13 protein-coding genes are annotated in these 16,200 nt (G+C 41.6%); 1 reads left to right on the top strand and 12 read right to left on the bottom strand.

Annotation, left to right across the window (positions count from 1 at the left end; genetic code table 11):
- Positions 1-170: 170 nt before the first annotated feature.
- The 6 genes from NMM26_RS04060 to parE form a co-directional block, all read right to left on the bottom strand.
- The gene (locus tag NMM26_RS04060) at positions 171-2,138 is read right to left on the bottom strand and encodes a peptide ABC transporter substrate-binding protein (protein ID WP_000837410.1); all 1,968 of its coding nucleotides are present in this window, start codon (positions 2,136-2,138) and stop codon (positions 171-173) included.
- A gap of 21 nt (positions 2,139-2,159) precedes the next feature.
- A complete protein-coding gene (locus NMM26_RS04055; protein ID WP_033681953.1) occupies positions 2,160-3,182 on the bottom strand; it encodes a branched-chain amino acid aminotransferase in 1,023 nt (340 codons plus the stop codon).
- A 134-nt stretch (positions 3,183-3,316) separates the two neighbouring features.
- Positions 3,317-5,788, bottom strand: coding sequence for a DNA topoisomerase IV subunit A (parC, locus tag NMM26_RS04050; RefSeq protein WP_254753698.1), 2,472 nt, complete (start codon positions 5,786-5,788; stop codon positions 3,317-3,319).
- Positions 5,789-6,113: 325 nt separating this feature from the next.
- Complete coding sequence (locus NMM26_RS04045; RefSeq protein ID WP_254753699.1) at positions 6,114-6,674, bottom strand: GTP pyrophosphokinase; 561 nt, start codon at positions 6,672-6,674, stop codon at positions 6,114-6,116.
- A 29-nt stretch (positions 6,675-6,703) separates the two neighbouring features.
- A complete protein-coding gene (locus NMM26_RS04040; protein ID WP_254753700.1) occupies positions 6,704-7,531 on the bottom strand; it encodes an aminoglycoside 6-adenylyltransferase in 828 nt (275 codons plus the stop codon).
- Between the two features lie 27 nt (positions 7,532-7,558).
- Positions 7,559-9,502 carry a DNA topoisomerase IV subunit B gene (parE, locus tag NMM26_RS04035; protein ID WP_254753701.1) on the bottom strand — a complete coding sequence of 648 codons (1,944 nt, stop codon included), beginning with the start codon at positions 9,500-9,502 and terminating at the stop codon, positions 7,559-7,561.
- A 135-nt stretch (positions 9,503-9,637) separates the two neighbouring features.
- Here parE and plsY point away from each other — a divergent pair, with 135 nt between their 5' ends.
- The gene (plsY, locus tag NMM26_RS04030; protein ID WP_084927502.1) at positions 9,638-10,279 is read left to right on the top strand and encodes a glycerol-3-phosphate 1-O-acyltransferase PlsY; all 642 of its coding nucleotides are present in this window, start codon (positions 9,638-9,640) and stop codon (positions 10,277-10,279) included.
- Between the two features lie 34 nt (positions 10,280-10,313).
- On the opposite strand, the gene NMM26_RS04025 is transcribed toward plsY, so the two are convergent.
- The 6 genes from NMM26_RS04025 to deoC form a co-directional block, all read right to left on the bottom strand.
- Positions 10,314-11,270 (bottom strand): ABC transporter permease, encoded by a 957-nt coding sequence (locus tag NMM26_RS04025; protein WP_084927500.1) that lies wholly within the window; start codon positions 11,268-11,270, stop codon positions 10,314-10,316.
- 2 nt (positions 11,271-11,272) lie between these two features.
- Positions 11,273-12,331, bottom strand: a complete 1,059-nt coding sequence (locus tag NMM26_RS04020; RefSeq protein WP_033683459.1) for an ABC transporter permease — start codon at positions 12,329-12,331, stop codon at positions 11,273-11,275.
- The gene (locus tag NMM26_RS04015) at positions 12,324-13,859 is read right to left on the bottom strand and encodes an ABC transporter ATP-binding protein (protein WP_254753702.1); all 1,536 of its coding nucleotides are present in this window, start codon (positions 13,857-13,859) and stop codon (positions 12,324-12,326) included. The genes NMM26_RS04020 and NMM26_RS04015 overlap by 8 nt, the downstream gene beginning before the upstream one ends.
- 143 nt (positions 13,860-14,002) lie before the next feature.
- Entirely contained in the window at positions 14,003-15,055 is a 1,053-nt protein-coding gene (locus NMM26_RS04010; protein WP_001036135.1) for a BMP family protein, read from the bottom strand.
- An 89-nt stretch (positions 15,056-15,144) separates the two neighbouring features.
- Complete coding sequence (locus NMM26_RS04005) at positions 15,145-15,534, bottom strand: cytidine deaminase (RefSeq protein WP_000246103.1); 390 nt, start codon at positions 15,532-15,534, stop codon at positions 15,145-15,147.
- The gene (deoC, locus tag NMM26_RS04000) at positions 15,521-16,183 is read right to left on the bottom strand and encodes a deoxyribose-phosphate aldolase (protein WP_084928612.1); all 663 of its coding nucleotides are present in this window, start codon (positions 16,181-16,183) and stop codon (positions 15,521-15,523) included. Before deoC ends, NMM26_RS04005 begins: the two co-directional genes overlap by 14 nt.
- Positions 16,184-16,200 lie beyond the last annotated feature (17 nt).

Genomic DNA, 16,200 nt, shown 5'->3' with positions numbered 1-16,200 from the left:
CGATTCCTTTTGGTTACAAAAGCGATGAAATCAAGCATTAGTAAAACCAGTGGAACTTACCCTGACACGGATTTCCACTGGTTTTTAGGATTTTTATCAGACTAACTTCCACTTCTACTAGCGGTGGAACTTAGTTTGCGAATTTACCGTCTGATATAAAGTTTTCTGCTTTATTTAATATGTTTTTCTAGTTCTTTTTGGTACTTACCATTTGATTCCAATTTTTCTTTTTGCCATTTTTTCAGTGCTTCTTCATATTCTTTTGTTGTAACAATATCTTTTTGCAATTTCATTCCTTTAAAGATATATGGGTCACCCTTAATACCAACTTGTGAGTATGGTTTTGAGAATGGCACGACATTACTTACAACTGGAGAACCACCAGATGAGGCTGTTGGCATCAATAATGAACTATCTGTCAACCAAGCTTGAGCCTTGGCATATTTTTCATAGCGTTCTTCAAGATTTGTAGTTTCTGAATCTGCATCATCCAATAATTTCTTATATTGGTCCAAACCAAGTTTAGCTACAACATCCTTATCTTTCCCTTTAGTAATACCAAGGTGTTTCATAGCAGAACCTGATTTAGGATCCATGATATTCAAGTAAGATGCTGGGTCTTGATAGCTTGGAGCCCATCCTGTACTGTTCAAATCATAATCTTTTTGAGAAGGAACACGCGCTTGAGAAGTGATTGTTTCCTTTTCATTATCTGTCATTTGAAGAACGTCGATAACAACATTTTCAGCACCAAGAGTTGATTCAATAGACTGTTTGAAAGAGTTGCTTTGTTGAACGGCGATGGTATCTGTTTGTTCAACTGGGACATCCAAGTGAATTGGGAATGTTACCCCTTTAGATTCCAAGTCTTTCTTAGCTTTTTCGAAAGCAGCTTTAGCCTTGTCAGGATTGTAGATAGAATCCTTACCGTCAACTAGCTCAACATCTTTCCATTGGTCACCATAGTTCACCAACTCTGCTTGAGCGATTTGACCAAAGTTTTTACCACCTGCTTGTACAAAGTTGTCAGGAACGAGGCTGTTACGAATAATCTTGTCCGCACCGTCTTCACCATTTAGCTGGGCAGCATAAGAATGGCGGTTGAAGGCAAAGTTGATAGCCTGACGGAAGTCCTTATTAAGCATAGCTTCTTTAGTAGAAGTCTTTTGCTCTTCACTTGTTTTCGCAGTTTTATTATATGATTGACGATTTACGTTAAAGGTGAAGTAATAACTACTTGAGTCCTGTGGGCTATAAGTGATTTTATCTCCGTATTGTTCCAAAGTTGAAGCAAAGTTTGAGCTACTTGGGAAGAGACGGGCTGTCGTATAGGCACCTGAAGAGAAGCTACGAATCAACGATTCCTGATCAGAACCATCGTAGTAAGTCAATTTGACCTTTTCAATTTTTACCTTTTCTTTATCCCAGTAGTTTGGATTTTTCTCGTATTCGATCAACGATTTAGAAGTCAAGGTCTTCAAGATATAAGGACCATTGTAAAGAATCCCTGCTGGAGTAACTGCTCCATAATCTTTACCTGATGCCTTCAAAAACTCTTCATTTACAGGCAACATCGTTGCTGTGGTGACTTTAGAGTTCCAGAAACTTTCTGGTTTGTTTAGGGTATATTCAACTGTGTAATCGTCCAAGGCCTTGACACCAACTGTAGAGAAATCATTGGTCTCACCAGTCATGTAGGCATCCAAGCCCTTGATTGAATTTTGGATGAGAGAGACACCGTCTGACTTGCCGTCAGCTACGTGTTTTAGTCCTGTCACAAAGTCATGGGCTGTTACTTCTGCGTATTCTTCGCCTTCTGAAGTGTACCATTTAACTCCTTTACGAAGTTTATAGGTATAAGTCAAACCATCTTTTGAGACAGACCAATCTTCAGCCAAGGAAGGAATAACATTCCCGTACTGGTCATTTTCCATCAAACCATCCACCACATTCCCGATGACATCTGTTGTAGATGTACGAGTCGCTATACTATAATCCAAAGATGCTGGATCTACTGCATAGACATATGAAAATGTTGTCGGTGCATCTGCTTCTTTATCAGCTTTTCCACAAGCCACTAAAAGAGCTGTTGTGCTCAGGACCACTCCTGCTGTTAAGAGCCATTTTTTCGATTTCATAAAAATCTCCTTTAGTTAATTTTAATCTACTTTTACAATCCAACCTTCTGGCGCTTCAATATCACCAAACTGAATACCTGTCAATTCATCATAGAGTTTACGAGTCACAGGACCTACTTCTGTTTCACTATAGAAAACATGGAAATCATCACCGTGCTGAATTCCACCAATTGGAGAAATAACTGCTGCTGTACCACAGGCACCTGCCTCTACAAAACGGTCAAGATTATCAATTGGGACATCCCCCTCAATAGGAGTTAAGCCCAAGCGATGTTCTGCTAAGTAAAGCAAGGAATACTTGGTAATAGATGGCAAGATAGATGGACTCAATGGTGTTACAAATTCATTATCAGCTGTAATCCCAAAAAAGTTAGCTGATCCGACTTCTTCAATCTTTGTATGAGTTGATGGGTCTAGATAGATAACATCTGAGAAATGACGTGACTTGGCCAATTTCCCTGGCAAGAGACTTGCAGCATAGTTTCCACCAACCTTAGCCGCACCTGTACCATTTGGAGCGGCACGGTCGTATTCATCCTGAATCAAGAAGTTGGTTGGGACCAAACCGCCTTTAAAGTAATTACCAACTGGCATGGCAAAGATAGTGAAAATGTACTCTTCTGCTGGTTTTACTCCGATAATATCTCCTACTCCAATCAAAAGAGGACGAAGATAAAGGGTTCCACCTGTTCCGTATGGTGGTACGTATTCTTCATTCGCACGAACAACTGCCTTACAAGCTTCTACAAACATTTCTGTCGGAACTTGTGGCATCAAGAGACGATCACAAGTACGTTGCAGGCGTTTAGCATTTTCGTCAGGACGGAAAAGTTGAACACTACCATCCTTAGTACGGTAAGCTTTCAAACCTTCAAAGGCTTGTTGACCATAGTGAAGACTTGGAGAAGACTCTGAAATATGCAAGGTTGCATCTTCTGTAAGTTCTCCTTGATTCCATTGTCCATTTTTAAAATGAGCAATATAGCGATAAGGTAATTTCATATAGGAAAAACCGAGATTTTCCCAATCAATCGTTACTGTCATATTCCACTCCTTATTCTAAAAACCTATTTCTTTTATTCTACACTATTTTTCTAAAATAGCAAGTATATTTTGTAATTTTCAGAAAATTTCTTCAATAAAAAGAACCAGCTCTTAGAACTGATTCTTCATTTCACTTATTTAGCTTCAGTAAATATTTCTTTAAGATAAGCGTCAAAAACTTCTTCATCTGAAATCGTATCAGAAATGAAGCTTCCGTTGCTGGTTCGTTCTGACAGGTTCAAGTCTTGCAATCGGCTTTCATAGATTGTTCCTTTGTTGGATTGAACAAGCAGAGTTTGGTCGTTCTCTTCCACTTCTGTACTGAAGAGATCACCAATAAAGCCTTGTTCTGCAACCGCTCCTGCCAAGAAGACACGATGCGGTTTGTTTTTCAACTCACGCAAGACTTGTAAGCCACGTTTGGAACGGCTGGTTGCCGGAATTTCGTCAATAGAAACACGTTTCAAACTTCCACGTTGGGTCAAGAGGTAGAAGGATGAGGTGTTACAGATAAAGGCGGATTGGAGGACATCATCTGCTTTCAGGTTCATAGCTTTGACACCTGCAGCCTTGGCACCAACAACCGGAACCTCTTCAATATTGAAACGAAGGGCATAACCATTTTGGCTAATCAAAAGAACATCATCTAGTTTAATCGGAGCCACTGCTACAATCTGGTCTGTCTCGTCTTTGAGCTTAGCATACTTGACAGACTTAGACTTGTAGGTTCGCCATGGAGAGAATTCTTTGCGTTCTACCCGTTTAATTTGACCGAGACGAGTTGCAGTAAAGTAGGTTGTCGCATCATCAAACTGATCCAGTACTTCCACATAAAGGATTTCTTCGTTAGTTTCAAAGTTTGTAATGGTTTGGCTCAGATGCTCTCCGATGTCTTTCCAGCGAATGTCTGCCAATTCATGGATTGGTCGATAAATGACATTTCCAAGAGTCGTGAACATCAAAAGATGCTGGGTTGTCTTGGCAGCTTGTACAAAAATCAAACGGTCATCATCACGTTTGCCAATTTCCTCTAGCGTTGAAGCTGCAAAAGAACGCGGGCTGGTACGCTTGATGTAACCTGCCTTGGTCACGCTGACATAGGTATCTTCCTCAGCGATCAGACTAGCTGTATCAATCTCGATTGCTTTCGCAGTGTCTTCTAAAGTGCTCAAACGCGGAGTCGCAAATTTCTTTTTAACCTCACGAAGCTCTTTCTTCATGAGATTGTACATAGTTCGTTCATCACCAATAATAGCCGCCAGCATAGCAATCTTCTCACGAAGTTCTGCTTCTTCTTCCTGCAAGACAACCACATCTGTATTGGTCAAACGGTAAAGTTGCAAGGTTACGATAGCCTCAGCCTGCTCCTCTGTAAAATCATAGCTGACCTTGAGGTTTTCCTTGGCGTCAGCCTTATTCTCGGATGAACGGATAAGGGCAATGACTTCGTCTAAAATCGAAATCACACGAATCAAACCTTCGACAATATGGAGACGTTTCTCAGCCTTTTCTTTGTCAAAGCGTGAACGCGCCAAAATGACTTCACGGCGGTGGGCGATATAGCTGGACAAGATTGGGACAATCCCAACCTGACGAGGTGTGAAATTATCAATCGCCACCATATTAAAGTTATAGTTGATTTGCAGGTCTGTGTACTTAAAGAGATAGTTAAGAACCAGCTCCGTATTGGCGTCTTTCTTGAGTTCGATAGCGATACGAAGACCGTCACGGTCAGATTCGTCCCGAACCTCAGCAATCCCAGCTACCTTGTTATTGACACGAACATCATCGATTTTCTTGACTAGATTGGCCTTGTTGATTTCATAAGGAATCTCAGTAATAACAATTTGTTCCTTACCACCTTTTAGCTTTTCAATCTCCGTCTTGGAACGAACAACTACGCGCCCTTTCCCAGTTTCATAGGCCTTCTTGATTTCATTACGACCCTGGATAATCCCTCCAGTCGGGAAGTCTGGTCCAGGTAGGAATTCCATGAGTTTATCAACCTTTGCAGTTGGGTGGTCAATCATATAAACCGCCGCATCGATGACCTCAGCTAAATTATGTGGTGGAATATCCGTGGCATAACCAGCCGAAATACCAGTCGATCCATTTACCAAGAGATTTGGAAAGGCTGCTGGTAAGACAGTTGGTTCTTTCTCGGTATCGTCAAAATTCCAAGCAAAAGGAACGGTCTTTTTATCGATATCCTGAAGAAGATAGCCTGCAATCTCAGACAAACGCGCCTCAGTATAACGCATAGCCGCAGGCGGATCTCCATCCATAGAACCGTTATTACCGTGCATTTCAACTAGAATCTCACGATTTTTCCAGTCCTGAGACATACGGACCATGGCATCATAGATGGAACTGTCACCGTGTGGGTGGAAATTCCCCATGATATTCCCTACAGACTTGGCCGACTTACGGTAGCTCTTGTCAAAGGTATTACCATCCTTATTCATAGAATAAAGAATACGTCGCTGAACCGGCTTCAAGCCATCACGAATATCTGGCAAAGCCCGGTCTTGAATAATGTACTTGGAGTAGCGACCAAAGCGCTCTCCCATAATGTCCTCCAGGGACATGTTTTGAATGTTAGACATAAGATACAAAGGGACAATTCGGCTTGCCGAAAATTTCTGTAGAAAAATAGGAAATCGATGTAAGGTTCTATGAACCCAAGTCGATTTCTCTTTTTTCTTAAGTCTTAGTCCCGTGTTCAGTTACGATAAGTAACTAAACTATCCTTTCTGTAGTTTAAAGTATTTAAAATTTGTTGCTTCAGTTAGTAATAAGGAGTTTTCGCATAGCATTTAGGGCGTGTTCAACTCCTTTCGAAGAATGGAGAGTAAATATTATGGAAAAAGAAAAAATATAGAGTAAGTGAGTTTCATCCAATTCCTGTATCGTCATTTCCACTTGAAATGTCTACTCCACAAATCCTCGTTTATATTTGATATGGCTGGCAATATTACTATCTACATCTTTCTTATCCCAAAGTTGGAGTTCCCATGGGTAATAAAAATTACTTTTATTTTTAAAATAGATATGAATGCCGACATAGCCATCTTTATCACGTAAATACCAGTTTTTTAGTCCGTAAATCTCTTGCCAATCATCTAATTTATCCATGACTTGAGCTATCTCTTTGGAACTTAAAATCATACGAGCACCAAAAATATCATTAAGAATTGAATTCACAGGATAGCCCTCTTGACGCTCTGAAAAACGTGTAATTTTATCTAAAATAGACTCAGAAGTTTTGACACGATAAACATAGGCAATATCTTGGACATCCGCTTTCATCAGATAATCATTAATTGACTCATGTAAATTCAGACGGTAGGCCAAAATCGCTTTAGTCGGAACTTTTGAAAATGTATGCTTGAGATTGATTTTTTCCACCTTACCCGTTTCAAAATAATCTTTAGAATATTCTCTATGAATACGATTAACCTCTGTAATGAGGCGTTCCACTTTTTCAATCATGAGTCTTCTCCTCTCGCTTTTTCATTTTTCTAGTTATTCCCAAACTTCTTCACTCTTTCCTCAGCATACTCAATCATATTCTCAGCCACTTCCGTATCATAGTCAAAACCCATCTTTTGAGCAAAGAATTGAGCTTCTTGATGAAAAAGTTGCATCGTAGCAAACAAAGACTGAGTAAGTTTCTCTATACTTGAAAAATCAAGTAGAGCAAAGAATTCCTTCTCTTTCTCATCAGGTAAATAGTTAAAGAGATACTTATAATTCTTTCCAATGTCGACCTTTCCCCTGTCACTTACCACTTGCCAAGTCAAGACCTTCAAGAGTTCTTGTTGACAAATACCGTAGAGATGGTCGGTCGCATAGATAAGTTGCTTTCGATAAATTCCTTTGATCACGTAGGCTGATACCCACCAAAATTCATTGCAAGAATTTTTAAAATCCGTCTCACTAGCTTGATGTATCCAGAAACGCTCTAGATTTGGGGAATAGGGTTCAAATAAATGTTCTGGGTCTTCCAAAACAGTGAATCCTGCCTCACTATCCACCCACTCCTTGATATGCTCTTTGGGGCAGAGGGTCAAATCAATGCGGTTACCATCCTCAAAGAGCATAAGAAATAAACGGCGATGTCCCAATCTAACCTCTTGCTCGATAATGCGTTTGCCAAACTGCTCCAACCAAGAAAGGTCGCTCGTCAGATTATCTAAATCATCCACGACATAGACCACGTCATAGTCTTGAAATTCATCTTTTGGGGCCTTTGGGTTTATCCGTGAACCAGACATGGCCACAGCTTCTACTTTTAAGTTTTTAGCAGTTTGTAAAATTACATCGAGCATTTCTGTTTCAGTTCTCATGTCAATACCCATTCATTAAAAAGTGACTTAAAACACTGTCGCTTCTTCCAGCGTAAACTTGACATTGTCTTCGATCCACTTACGACGTGGTTCTACTTTATCTCCCATGAGGACATTGACACGACGTTCTGCGCGTGCTAAGTCTTCAATCGTGACACGAATGAGAGTTCGAGTTTCTGGATTCATGGTTGTCTCCCAGAGTTGGTCCGCATTCATCTCACCGAGACCTTTATATCGTTGAAGGGTAGCACCTTTACCAAACTGCTTGCGGAGTTCTTCTAGCTCACCATCCGTCCAAGCATAAGCCACTTCTTCTTTCTTGCCTTTTCCTTTGGACATCTTGTAAAGAGGTGGAAGGGCGATATAGACATGTCCTGCCTCGACTAGCGGACGCATGTAACGGTAAAAAAATGTCAAGAGCAAGGTCTGGATATGAGCACCGTCAGTATCCGCATCGGTCATAATAATAATCTTGTCATAGTTGGCATCCTCAATAGAAAAATCTGCTCCAACACCCGCACCAATGGTATAAATCATAGTGTTGATTTCTTCATTTTTGAGGATATCCGCCATCTTGGCCTTGGCTGTATTGATAACCTTACCACGAAGAGGTAGGATAGCCTGAAATTTACGGTCACGGCCTTGTTTGGCAGAGCCACCGGCAGAGTCCCCCTCAACCAGATAGAGTTCATTCTTAGCAGGATTCTTAGATTGGGCTGGGGTCAATTTTCCAGACAATAAGCCCTTGTCTTTTTTATTTTTCTTACCATTCCGGCTCTCATCACGCGCCTTACGTGCCGCTTCGCGAGCATCACGCGCCTTGATAGCCTTGCGGATGAGGTTAGAAGCCAATTCACCATTTTCCATAAGGAAGAAGGTCAACTTATCAGCTACAATCCCATCAACAACTGGTCGAGCTAGTGGACTGCCTAGTTTATCCTTAGTCTGACCTTCAAACTGAAGGTGTTCTTCAGGAACAAGAATAGAAAGAACGGCCGCTAGTCCCTCACGATAGTCTGAGCCTTCAAGGTTTTTATCTTTTTCCTTGAGAAGACCTGTCTTACGCGCGTAGTCATTCATGACCTTAGTGATAGCAGACTTGAGTCCTGTCTCATGTGTTCCACCATCCTTGGTGCGAACGTTATTGACAAAGGACAAGATGTTATCTGAAAATCCGTCATTATACTGGAGAGCTACTTCCACTTGGAAACCATTGTCTTCCCCTTCAAAGTAAAGGACTGGCGTCAAGGTTTCCTTGTCTTCGTTCAGATAAGAAACAAAGTCTTGTACCCCATTCTCATAGTGGAACTCAATTGCTTCATCTGTTCGCTTATCTGTCAAAGACAAGGTCACATTTTTTAAGAGAAAAGCTGATTCATTGAGGCGCTCTGAAATGGTATTGTACTTGAAATCTGTCGTAGAAAAGATAGTCGCATCAGGCATAAACGTAACCTTGGTACCTGTCTTAGACTTAGGCGCTGTACCGATTTTCTTCAAGGTCGTGACAGGTTTTCCACCATTTTCAAAACGTTGCTTGTAGACTGCACCATCACGGGTGATCTCAACTTCCAACCAACTAGAAAGAGCGTTAACAACGGAAGAACCAACCCCGTGCAGACCACCAGATGTCTTGTAGCCACCTTGACCGAATTTCCCTCCGGCATGAAGAATGGTAAAGATAACCTCAACTGTTGGAATTCCCATAGCGTGCATACCCGTCGGCATCCCACGACCATGGTCTTGCACAGTCAAACTCCCATCTTTATTGATGGTGACATCAATACGGTCACCAAATCCAGACAAGGCCTCATCGACTGCATTGTCGACGATTTCCCAGACGAGGTGATGGAGACCAGCACCATCAGTCGATCCGATATACATCCCTGGACGTTTTCGAACCGCATCCAACCCTTCTAGCACCTGAATGGCGTCATCATTATAATTGTTAATATTGATTTCCTTTTTTGACACAAGGAACCTCCTATTCGTTCATCTTTACTATTCTACAGGTTTTCCAAGGATTTTGCAAAATTTTTCTTTCTCCGATGTGACAATTTCAGAAGAGATTCTCTGCCTTTCTTTCCCAATTCATGATATAATAGGAGTATGATTACAATAGTTTTATTAATCCTAGCCTATCTGCTGGGTTCGATTCCGTCTGGTCTCTGGATTGGACAAATATTCTTTCAAATCAATCTGCGCGAGCATGGTTCTGGTAACACAGGGACAACCAATACCTTCCGCATCTTAGGAAAGAAAGCAGGGATGGCAACCTTTGTGATTGACTTTTTCAAAGGGACTCTAGCAACGCTACTTCCGATTATGTTTCATCTTCAAGGCGTTTCGCCTCTCATCTTTGGACTTTTGGCTGTCATTGGACATACCTTCCCTATCTTTGCAGGATTTAAGGGTGGCAAGGCTGTCGCAACCAGTGCGGGAGTGATTTTCGGATTTGCACCTGTCTTCTGTCTCTACCTAGCAGTTGTTTTCTTTGGAACCCTCTATCTTGGTAGTATGATTTCACTGTCTAGTGTCACAGCATCTATCGCAGCCGTCATCGGAGTTCTACTCTTTCCGCTTTTTGGTTTTATCCTGAGTAACTACGACCCTCTCTTCATCGCTATTATCCTAGCACTTGCTAGTTTGATTATCATTCGGCATAAGGATAATATCACACGTATCCAGAATAAGACTGAAAATCTTGTCCCTTGGGGACTGAACTTAACCCATCAGAATCCTAAAAAATAAAACGCCAGTTCTATACTGACGTTTTTTTGTATGCTTATTTTGATTTGATATAGTTGATACCATCTGCTTTTGGTGCGACTGCTTTTCCAAAGAAGGCTGCCAAGACTAGAATTGTCAAAACATAAGGTGCGATTTGAAGGTAAACCGCAGGAACTCCTTGTAGGAATGGCAATTGAGATCCGATAACAGCCAAACTTTGTGAAAGTCCAAAGAAGAGACTAGATAGCATGGCTCCGATTGGATTCCATTTTCCGAAGATCATCGCAGCAAGAGCGATAAATCCAGGTCCAACAATAGTTGTCACTGAGAAGTTAACTGAGATGGATTGAGCATAAATCGCTCCGCCAATTCCACCTAGGAAACCTGAAATGATAACCCCTAAATATCTCATCTTGTAGACATTGATTCCCAACGTGTCCGCTGCTTGAGGGTGCTCACCTACAGAGCGGAGACGAAGACCAAATCGAGTCTTGAAGAGGATAAACCAAGCAAGGAATGAGAAGGCAATGGCCAGATAACCAAGTAAACTAGTTGACTTGAAGAAGATATCACCGATAACTGGGATATTTGCCAAGACTGGGAAGTCAAAACGTCCAAAAGTCTGGGTTAAGTTATCTGTTTGTCCTTTGTTATAAAGAACTTTGACCAAAAAGACTGCTAAAGCGGGCGCCATCAAGTTCAATACCGTACCACTGACAACATGGTCTGCACGGAAATGAACCGTGGCTGCTGCGTGGATGATAGAAAAGATTCCCCCTACCAATCCTGCTACAAGCAAAGATAGCCATGGAGTTGCTGCTCCAAATTGTTCTGCAAATTCAAGGTTAAAGACAACTCCAGAAAAGGCACCCATAACCATAATTCCTTCAAGGCCGACGTTTACCACACCACCACGTTCAGAGAAAACACCGCCAATACTTGTAAAGATTAGGGGTGCTGAGTAAATCAGCATAGAAGACACCAAGAGGGTGAGCAAGGTTGTAATAGACATCTTTACTTACCTCCTTTAACTTGTTTTTTCGGTTTGACAAAGCGTTCGATAAGGTAATGAACACTGACAAAGAAGATAATAGACGCTGTTACAATGCTGACAAGCTCAGACGGTACCTGCGCCGCATTCATACCAGGAGCTCCAACTTGGAGAACACCAAATAGGAAGGCTGCAAAGAGAATACCAATTGGTGAATTTGCCGCAAGAAGACTAACCGCCATCCCGTTAAATCCGACAGCCAATGACGCACCTTGAACATAGACGTTCTGGAAGGTTCCCAACCCTTCAACGGCTCCACCAAGACCAGCTAAGGCACCTGAGATAATCATTGAAAGGATAATTGTTCGTTTGGCAGAAATACCAGCGTACTCTGAAGCATGTGGATTAAGACCAACCGCACGAATTTCAAAACCAAGGGTTGTTTTCTTGAGCATAAACCAAATGACTGCAACGGCAATAAGAGCAAAGAAAATACCAATATTCATCCGTGAATTACCAGTCAACTCAGCCAACCAAGGTGTCTGGTAGGTTGCATTAGCCCCAACACGAATCGTCGAATCTGTACTTTGCATGAAGTCTTTAGGGAAGGCATGAATAAAGGCATTCCCTACATACAAGACGATGTAGTTCATCATGATGGTTACGATAACCTCTGACGTCCCTAGATAGGCTCTCAGAATACCTGGAATCGCTCCGACAATCCCTCCAGCAATCAAGGCAATCACGATAGTCGCTAGAATCATCAAGGGACGTGGCATATCTGGATGCGACAAGGCAAACCAACCACTGAGAATCCAACCTGCCAAAGCCTGACCAGGAAGTCCGACGTTAAAGAAACCAGCACGACTAGCAACGGCAAAACCAAGACCAATCAAGACCAAAGGTCCCATAGCACGGAAGATTTCTCCAATCCCACGTAGACTACCAAAGGCTGTATAGAACAATTCTTCGTAGCCCCAAATAGCATCATAACCGAAGATCCACATGACAATGGCTCCGAGCAAAATTCCTAGAAAGACAGAAATCAAGGGAACCGAAATTTGTTGTAATTTTTTAGACATCACTCTTCTCCTTTCCCAAGTTTCCACCAGCCATCAAGACACCTAGTTCTTGTTTATTGGTTGTTTCTGGTGATACAATACCTTGAATCTTACCATCGTGGATAACGGCAATACGGTCTGAGACGTTTAAAATCTCATCCAATTCAAAGCTGACAACAAGGACAGCCTTACCATTATCACGCTCTTCAATCAAGCGTTTGTGGATATATTCAATAGCACCGACATCCAACCCACGAGTTGGCTGGCTGACGATAAGGAGATCAGGATCACGATCAATTTCACGAGCAATAATTGCTTTTTGTTGATTTCCTCCTGAGAGTGCAGCTGCAGGAACAAATTCACTGGCAGCACGAACATCAAACTCTTCCATTAACTTTTTAGCATAAGAAGTAATATTTGAATAGTTCAAAATTCCATTTTTACTATGTGGTTCTTTATAGTAGGTTTGAAGGGCAATATTTTCAGAAATCATCATTTCCAAAATCAAACCATCACGGTGACGGTCTTCTGGAACGTGCCCAACACTCAACTCAGTAATCTGACGTGGGTGCAAGCCTACAATTGAATTTCCTTTTAGCTCAATGCTACCAGATTCAACCTTGCGAAGACCTGTAATTGCTTGAATCAATTCAGACTGACCATTTCCATCAATCCCCGCAATACCAACAATCTCTCCAGCACGAACATCCAAGGATAGATTTTTCACAGCTGGGACACCGCGGTTTTCATTGACCACCAAGTCGTTAATAGACAAGACCACTTCTTTTGGTTGAGAGGCTTGCTTCTCTGTTTTAAAGGAAACGGAACGACCCACCATCATTTCTGCCAAATCAGCATTGGTAGCCCCTACAATTTCGACGGTTTCAATTGATTTCCCACGACGGATAACTGTAACTCGGTCAGAAACTGCACGAATCTCATCCAACTTGTGGGTAATCAAGATAATTGATTTTCCTTCTTTGACAAGATTTTTCATAATAGCCATCAACTCATCAATTTCTGATGGAGTCAAGACAGCCGTTGGTTCGTCAAAGATAAGGATATCAGCCCCCCGATAAAGGGTTTTTAAAATTTCTACACGTTGTTGGGCTCCAACTGAGATATCTGCTATCTTGGCAGAAGGGTCAACCGCTAAGCCATAACGTTCAGAAAGAGCCTTGATTTCTTTGCTAGCTCCAGCAATATCTAGCACACCATTTTTAGTTAATTCACTACCTAAAATGATGTTTTCAGCCACTGTGAAGGCTTCTACCAACATAAAATGCTGGTGAACCATTCCAATTCCCAAGCTAGCTGCTTTAGACGGTGAATCGAGGTTAACAACTTGACCGTTGACCACAATTTCACCACTGGTTGGTTCAAGAAGCCCTGCTAACATGTTCATGAGCGTGGACTTACCAGCCCCATTTTCTCCTAAAAGTGCATGAATTTCACCTTTTCGTAGGTGCAGGTTGATTTTGTCGTTGGCAACAAATTCACCAAACACCTTGGTAATATCACGCATCTCAATGACATTTTCGTGTGCCATGTGCTCTTCCTTTCAGAGTCTTATTTTATTTCAATAAAACTTGCTAGTTTATCTAGTAGCAAGCTTTACTGAGACAAAATGACTTTGTCTCAACTCTTAAAAAAGCGGCCGAGGGCCGCTTCCTAAGAAATGACTTCCATCCATTATTTTTCAGGAACTTTTACGCTTCCATCAAGGATTTTAGCTTTTGCATCTTCGACAGCTTTTTTACCTTCTTCTGAAAGGTTTGTTACTGCCAAGTCAACCCCTTTATCTTTCAATGAGTAAACGATCACTTGACCGCCAGGGAATTCACCTTTTTCTGCCTTGTTAGCAATATCTTTTACAGTTGTACCAACTTGTTTCAAAGTAGATACAAGAACAAAGTTTGATTCTTTACCATCTTTAGAAGTGTATTTACCTTCTGCCTCTTGGTCACGGTCAACACCGATAACCCAAACTTTTTCACTTTCAGGACGGCTCTCGTTGAGTGATTTTGCTTCTGCAAAGACACCAGCACCTGTTCCACCTGCTGCCTGGTAAACAACGTCTGCACCAGCTGCGTATTGTGCTGCTGCAATTGTTTTACCTTTAGCAGCATCACCAAATGAACCAGCATAGTCAACTTGAACTTTGATAGATGGATCTACTGACTCAACACCAGCTTTAAATCCAGCTGCAAAACGTGAGATAACTTCAGACTCAATACCACCTACAAAACCAACTTGTTTTGTTTTAGTTGTTTTAGCCGCTGCAACTCCCGCAAGGTAAGCAGCTTCGTTATCAGCAAATGTTACGCTAGCAACATTCTTTTGATCTTTAATCACATCATCAATCAAGACATAGTTCAAATCAGAGTGGTCTTTTGCTGCTTCTTCAACCGCATTGTGAAGGGCAAAACCAACACCGAAGATTAGGTTGTAACTTCCAGCCGCTTGTTGCAAGTTGTTAGCATAGTCAGCTTCACTTGTTGATTGGAAGTAAGTGAAACCTTTATCTTTTGAAAGATTGTGTTCTTTACCCCAGTCTTGCAAACCTTCCCAAGCTGATTGGTTGAATGATTTGTCATCAACACCACCAGTATCAGTGACGATTGCTGCTTTTGTCTTCACATCAGAAGATGAAGCTGCGTTACGAGAAGAGCGGTTACCACATGCAGCAAGTCCAACTGCTGCCACTGCAACTAGACCAAGGCCTAGCCATTGTTTCTTGTTCATTACTGAACCTCCTAAATAAGATGTGCAACGATGTTGCAAGTATGGATTGGTTGGCCACAAGGACCGTGCCACTCAGAGAGCGACTCAGACTAGTTTAAGTCTGTAAAAGAGTATGGAAGTAATTCCCCGACCGTCATCTCGACCGTCGATTTATCTTTTGCGACCAAGGTCACTTTTAGATCTTGTTCAAAAAATTCAGCCATCACTTGGCGACAAGCGCCACATGGTGAAATTGGTTTTTCAGTCTCTCCATAGACAATCAATTCTGAAAATTCTCTTTGGCCTTCAGAAACTGCTTTAAAAATCGCTGTACGTTCTCCACAGTTGGTCAAAGAATAACTAGCATTCTCGATATTGACACCTGTATAAATACTACCATCTTTTGCCACTAGAACAGCACTGACCGGAAAGTGAGAATAGGGTACATAGGCTTTCTTGCTGGTTTCAATTGCAAGTTCAATCAACTCAGTAGTCGCCATCTGCCAATTCTCCTTTTAGAATTGCTACCCCAGCTGACGTTCCGATACGGGTCGCCCCTGCTTCTACAAATGCTAGAGCATCTGCATAAGAACGAGCTCCACCAGCAGCCTTGACACCCATTTCTGGTCCAACTGTTTCACGCATTAATCTAACATCTGCTACTGTAGCACCACCAGTTGAAAAGCCAGTAGATGTTTTAACAAAATCAGCTCCCGCTTTTTGGGCCAATTGGCAAGCCACAACTTTTTCTTGGTCTGTCAGAAGGCAAGCTTCAATAATGACTTTCACTAACTTGTCACCACTTGCTTCTACTACTGCGCGAATATCCGACTCAACCAAATCAAGATTACCTGATTTGAGAGCTCCAACATTGATCACCATATCAATCTCATCTGCACCATTTTGGATAACTTCTTTTGTTTCAAAAGCTTTCACAGTTGAAGTTGTTGCTCCCAAGGGGAAACCTACTACTGTGCAGACCTTGACATCTGTGTCTTCAAGACCTTTTTTAGCATGTTCAACCCAGGTCGGATTAACGCAAACACTGGCAAAATCATACTCTCTAGCTTCAGACAACAAACAATCAATTTGATTTTCTGTTGCATCTTGTTTTAAAAGCGTATGATCGATATATTTATTTAATTTCATATTCGGATTCTCCTACA

The sequence above is a fragment of the Streptococcus sp. CF7_Ac1-8 genome (assembly GCF_024295435.1).
Lineage (GTDB): Bacteria > Bacillota > Bacilli > Lactobacillales > Streptococcaceae > Streptococcus > Streptococcus mitis_AP.
The sequence above is the reverse complement of the archived record's forward strand: the minus strand, read 5'-3'. Positions and strand labels throughout refer to the sequence as shown.

What these genes read in the sequence shown, in the direction of transcription:
- NMM26_RS04040 (WP_254753700.1), bottom strand. Translation starts at nt 7,531, where the DNA reads ATGAGAACTGAAACAGAAATGCTCGATGTAATTTTACAAACTGCTAAA.
- NMM26_RS04020 (WP_033683459.1), bottom strand. Translation starts at nt 12,331, where the DNA reads ATGTCTAAAAAATTACAACAAATTTCGGTTCCCTTGATTTCTGTCTTT.
- NMM26_RS04010 (WP_001036135.1), bottom strand. Translation starts at nt 15,055, where the DNA reads ATGAACAAGAAACAATGGCTAGGCCTTGGTCTAGTTGCAGTGGCAGCA.
- plsY (WP_084927502.1), top strand. Translation starts at nt 9,638, where the DNA reads ATGATTACAATAGTTTTATTAATCCTAGCCTATCTGCTGGGTTCGATT.
- NMM26_RS04015 (WP_254753702.1), bottom strand. Translation starts at nt 13,859, where the DNA reads ATGGCACACGAAAATGTCATTGAGATGCGTGATATTACCAAGGTGTTT.
- NMM26_RS04060 (WP_000837410.1), bottom strand. Translation starts at nt 2,138, where the DNA reads ATGAAATCGAAAAAATGGCTCTTAACAGCAGGAGTGGTCCTGAGCACA.
- NMM26_RS04025 (WP_084927500.1), bottom strand. Translation starts at nt 11,270, where the DNA reads ATGTCTATTACAACCTTGCTCACCCTCTTGGTGTCTTCTATGCTGATT.
- NMM26_RS04005 (WP_000246103.1), bottom strand. Translation starts at nt 15,534, where the DNA reads ATGGCGACTACTGAGTTGATTGAACTTGCAATTGAAACCAGCAAGAAA.
- deoC (WP_084928612.1), bottom strand. Translation starts at nt 16,183, where the DNA reads ATGAAATTAAATAAATATATCGATCATACGCTTTTAAAACAAGATGCA.
- NMM26_RS04055 (WP_033681953.1), bottom strand. Translation starts at nt 3,182, where the DNA reads ATGACAGTAACGATTGATTGGGAAAATCTCGGTTTTTCCTATATGAAA.
- NMM26_RS04045 (WP_254753699.1), bottom strand. Translation starts at nt 6,674, where the DNA reads ATGATTGAAAAAGTGGAACGCCTCATTACAGAGGTTAATCGTATTCAT.
- parC (WP_254753698.1), bottom strand. Translation starts at nt 5,788, where the DNA reads ATGTCTAACATTCAAAACATGTCCCTGGAGGACATTATGGGAGAGCGC.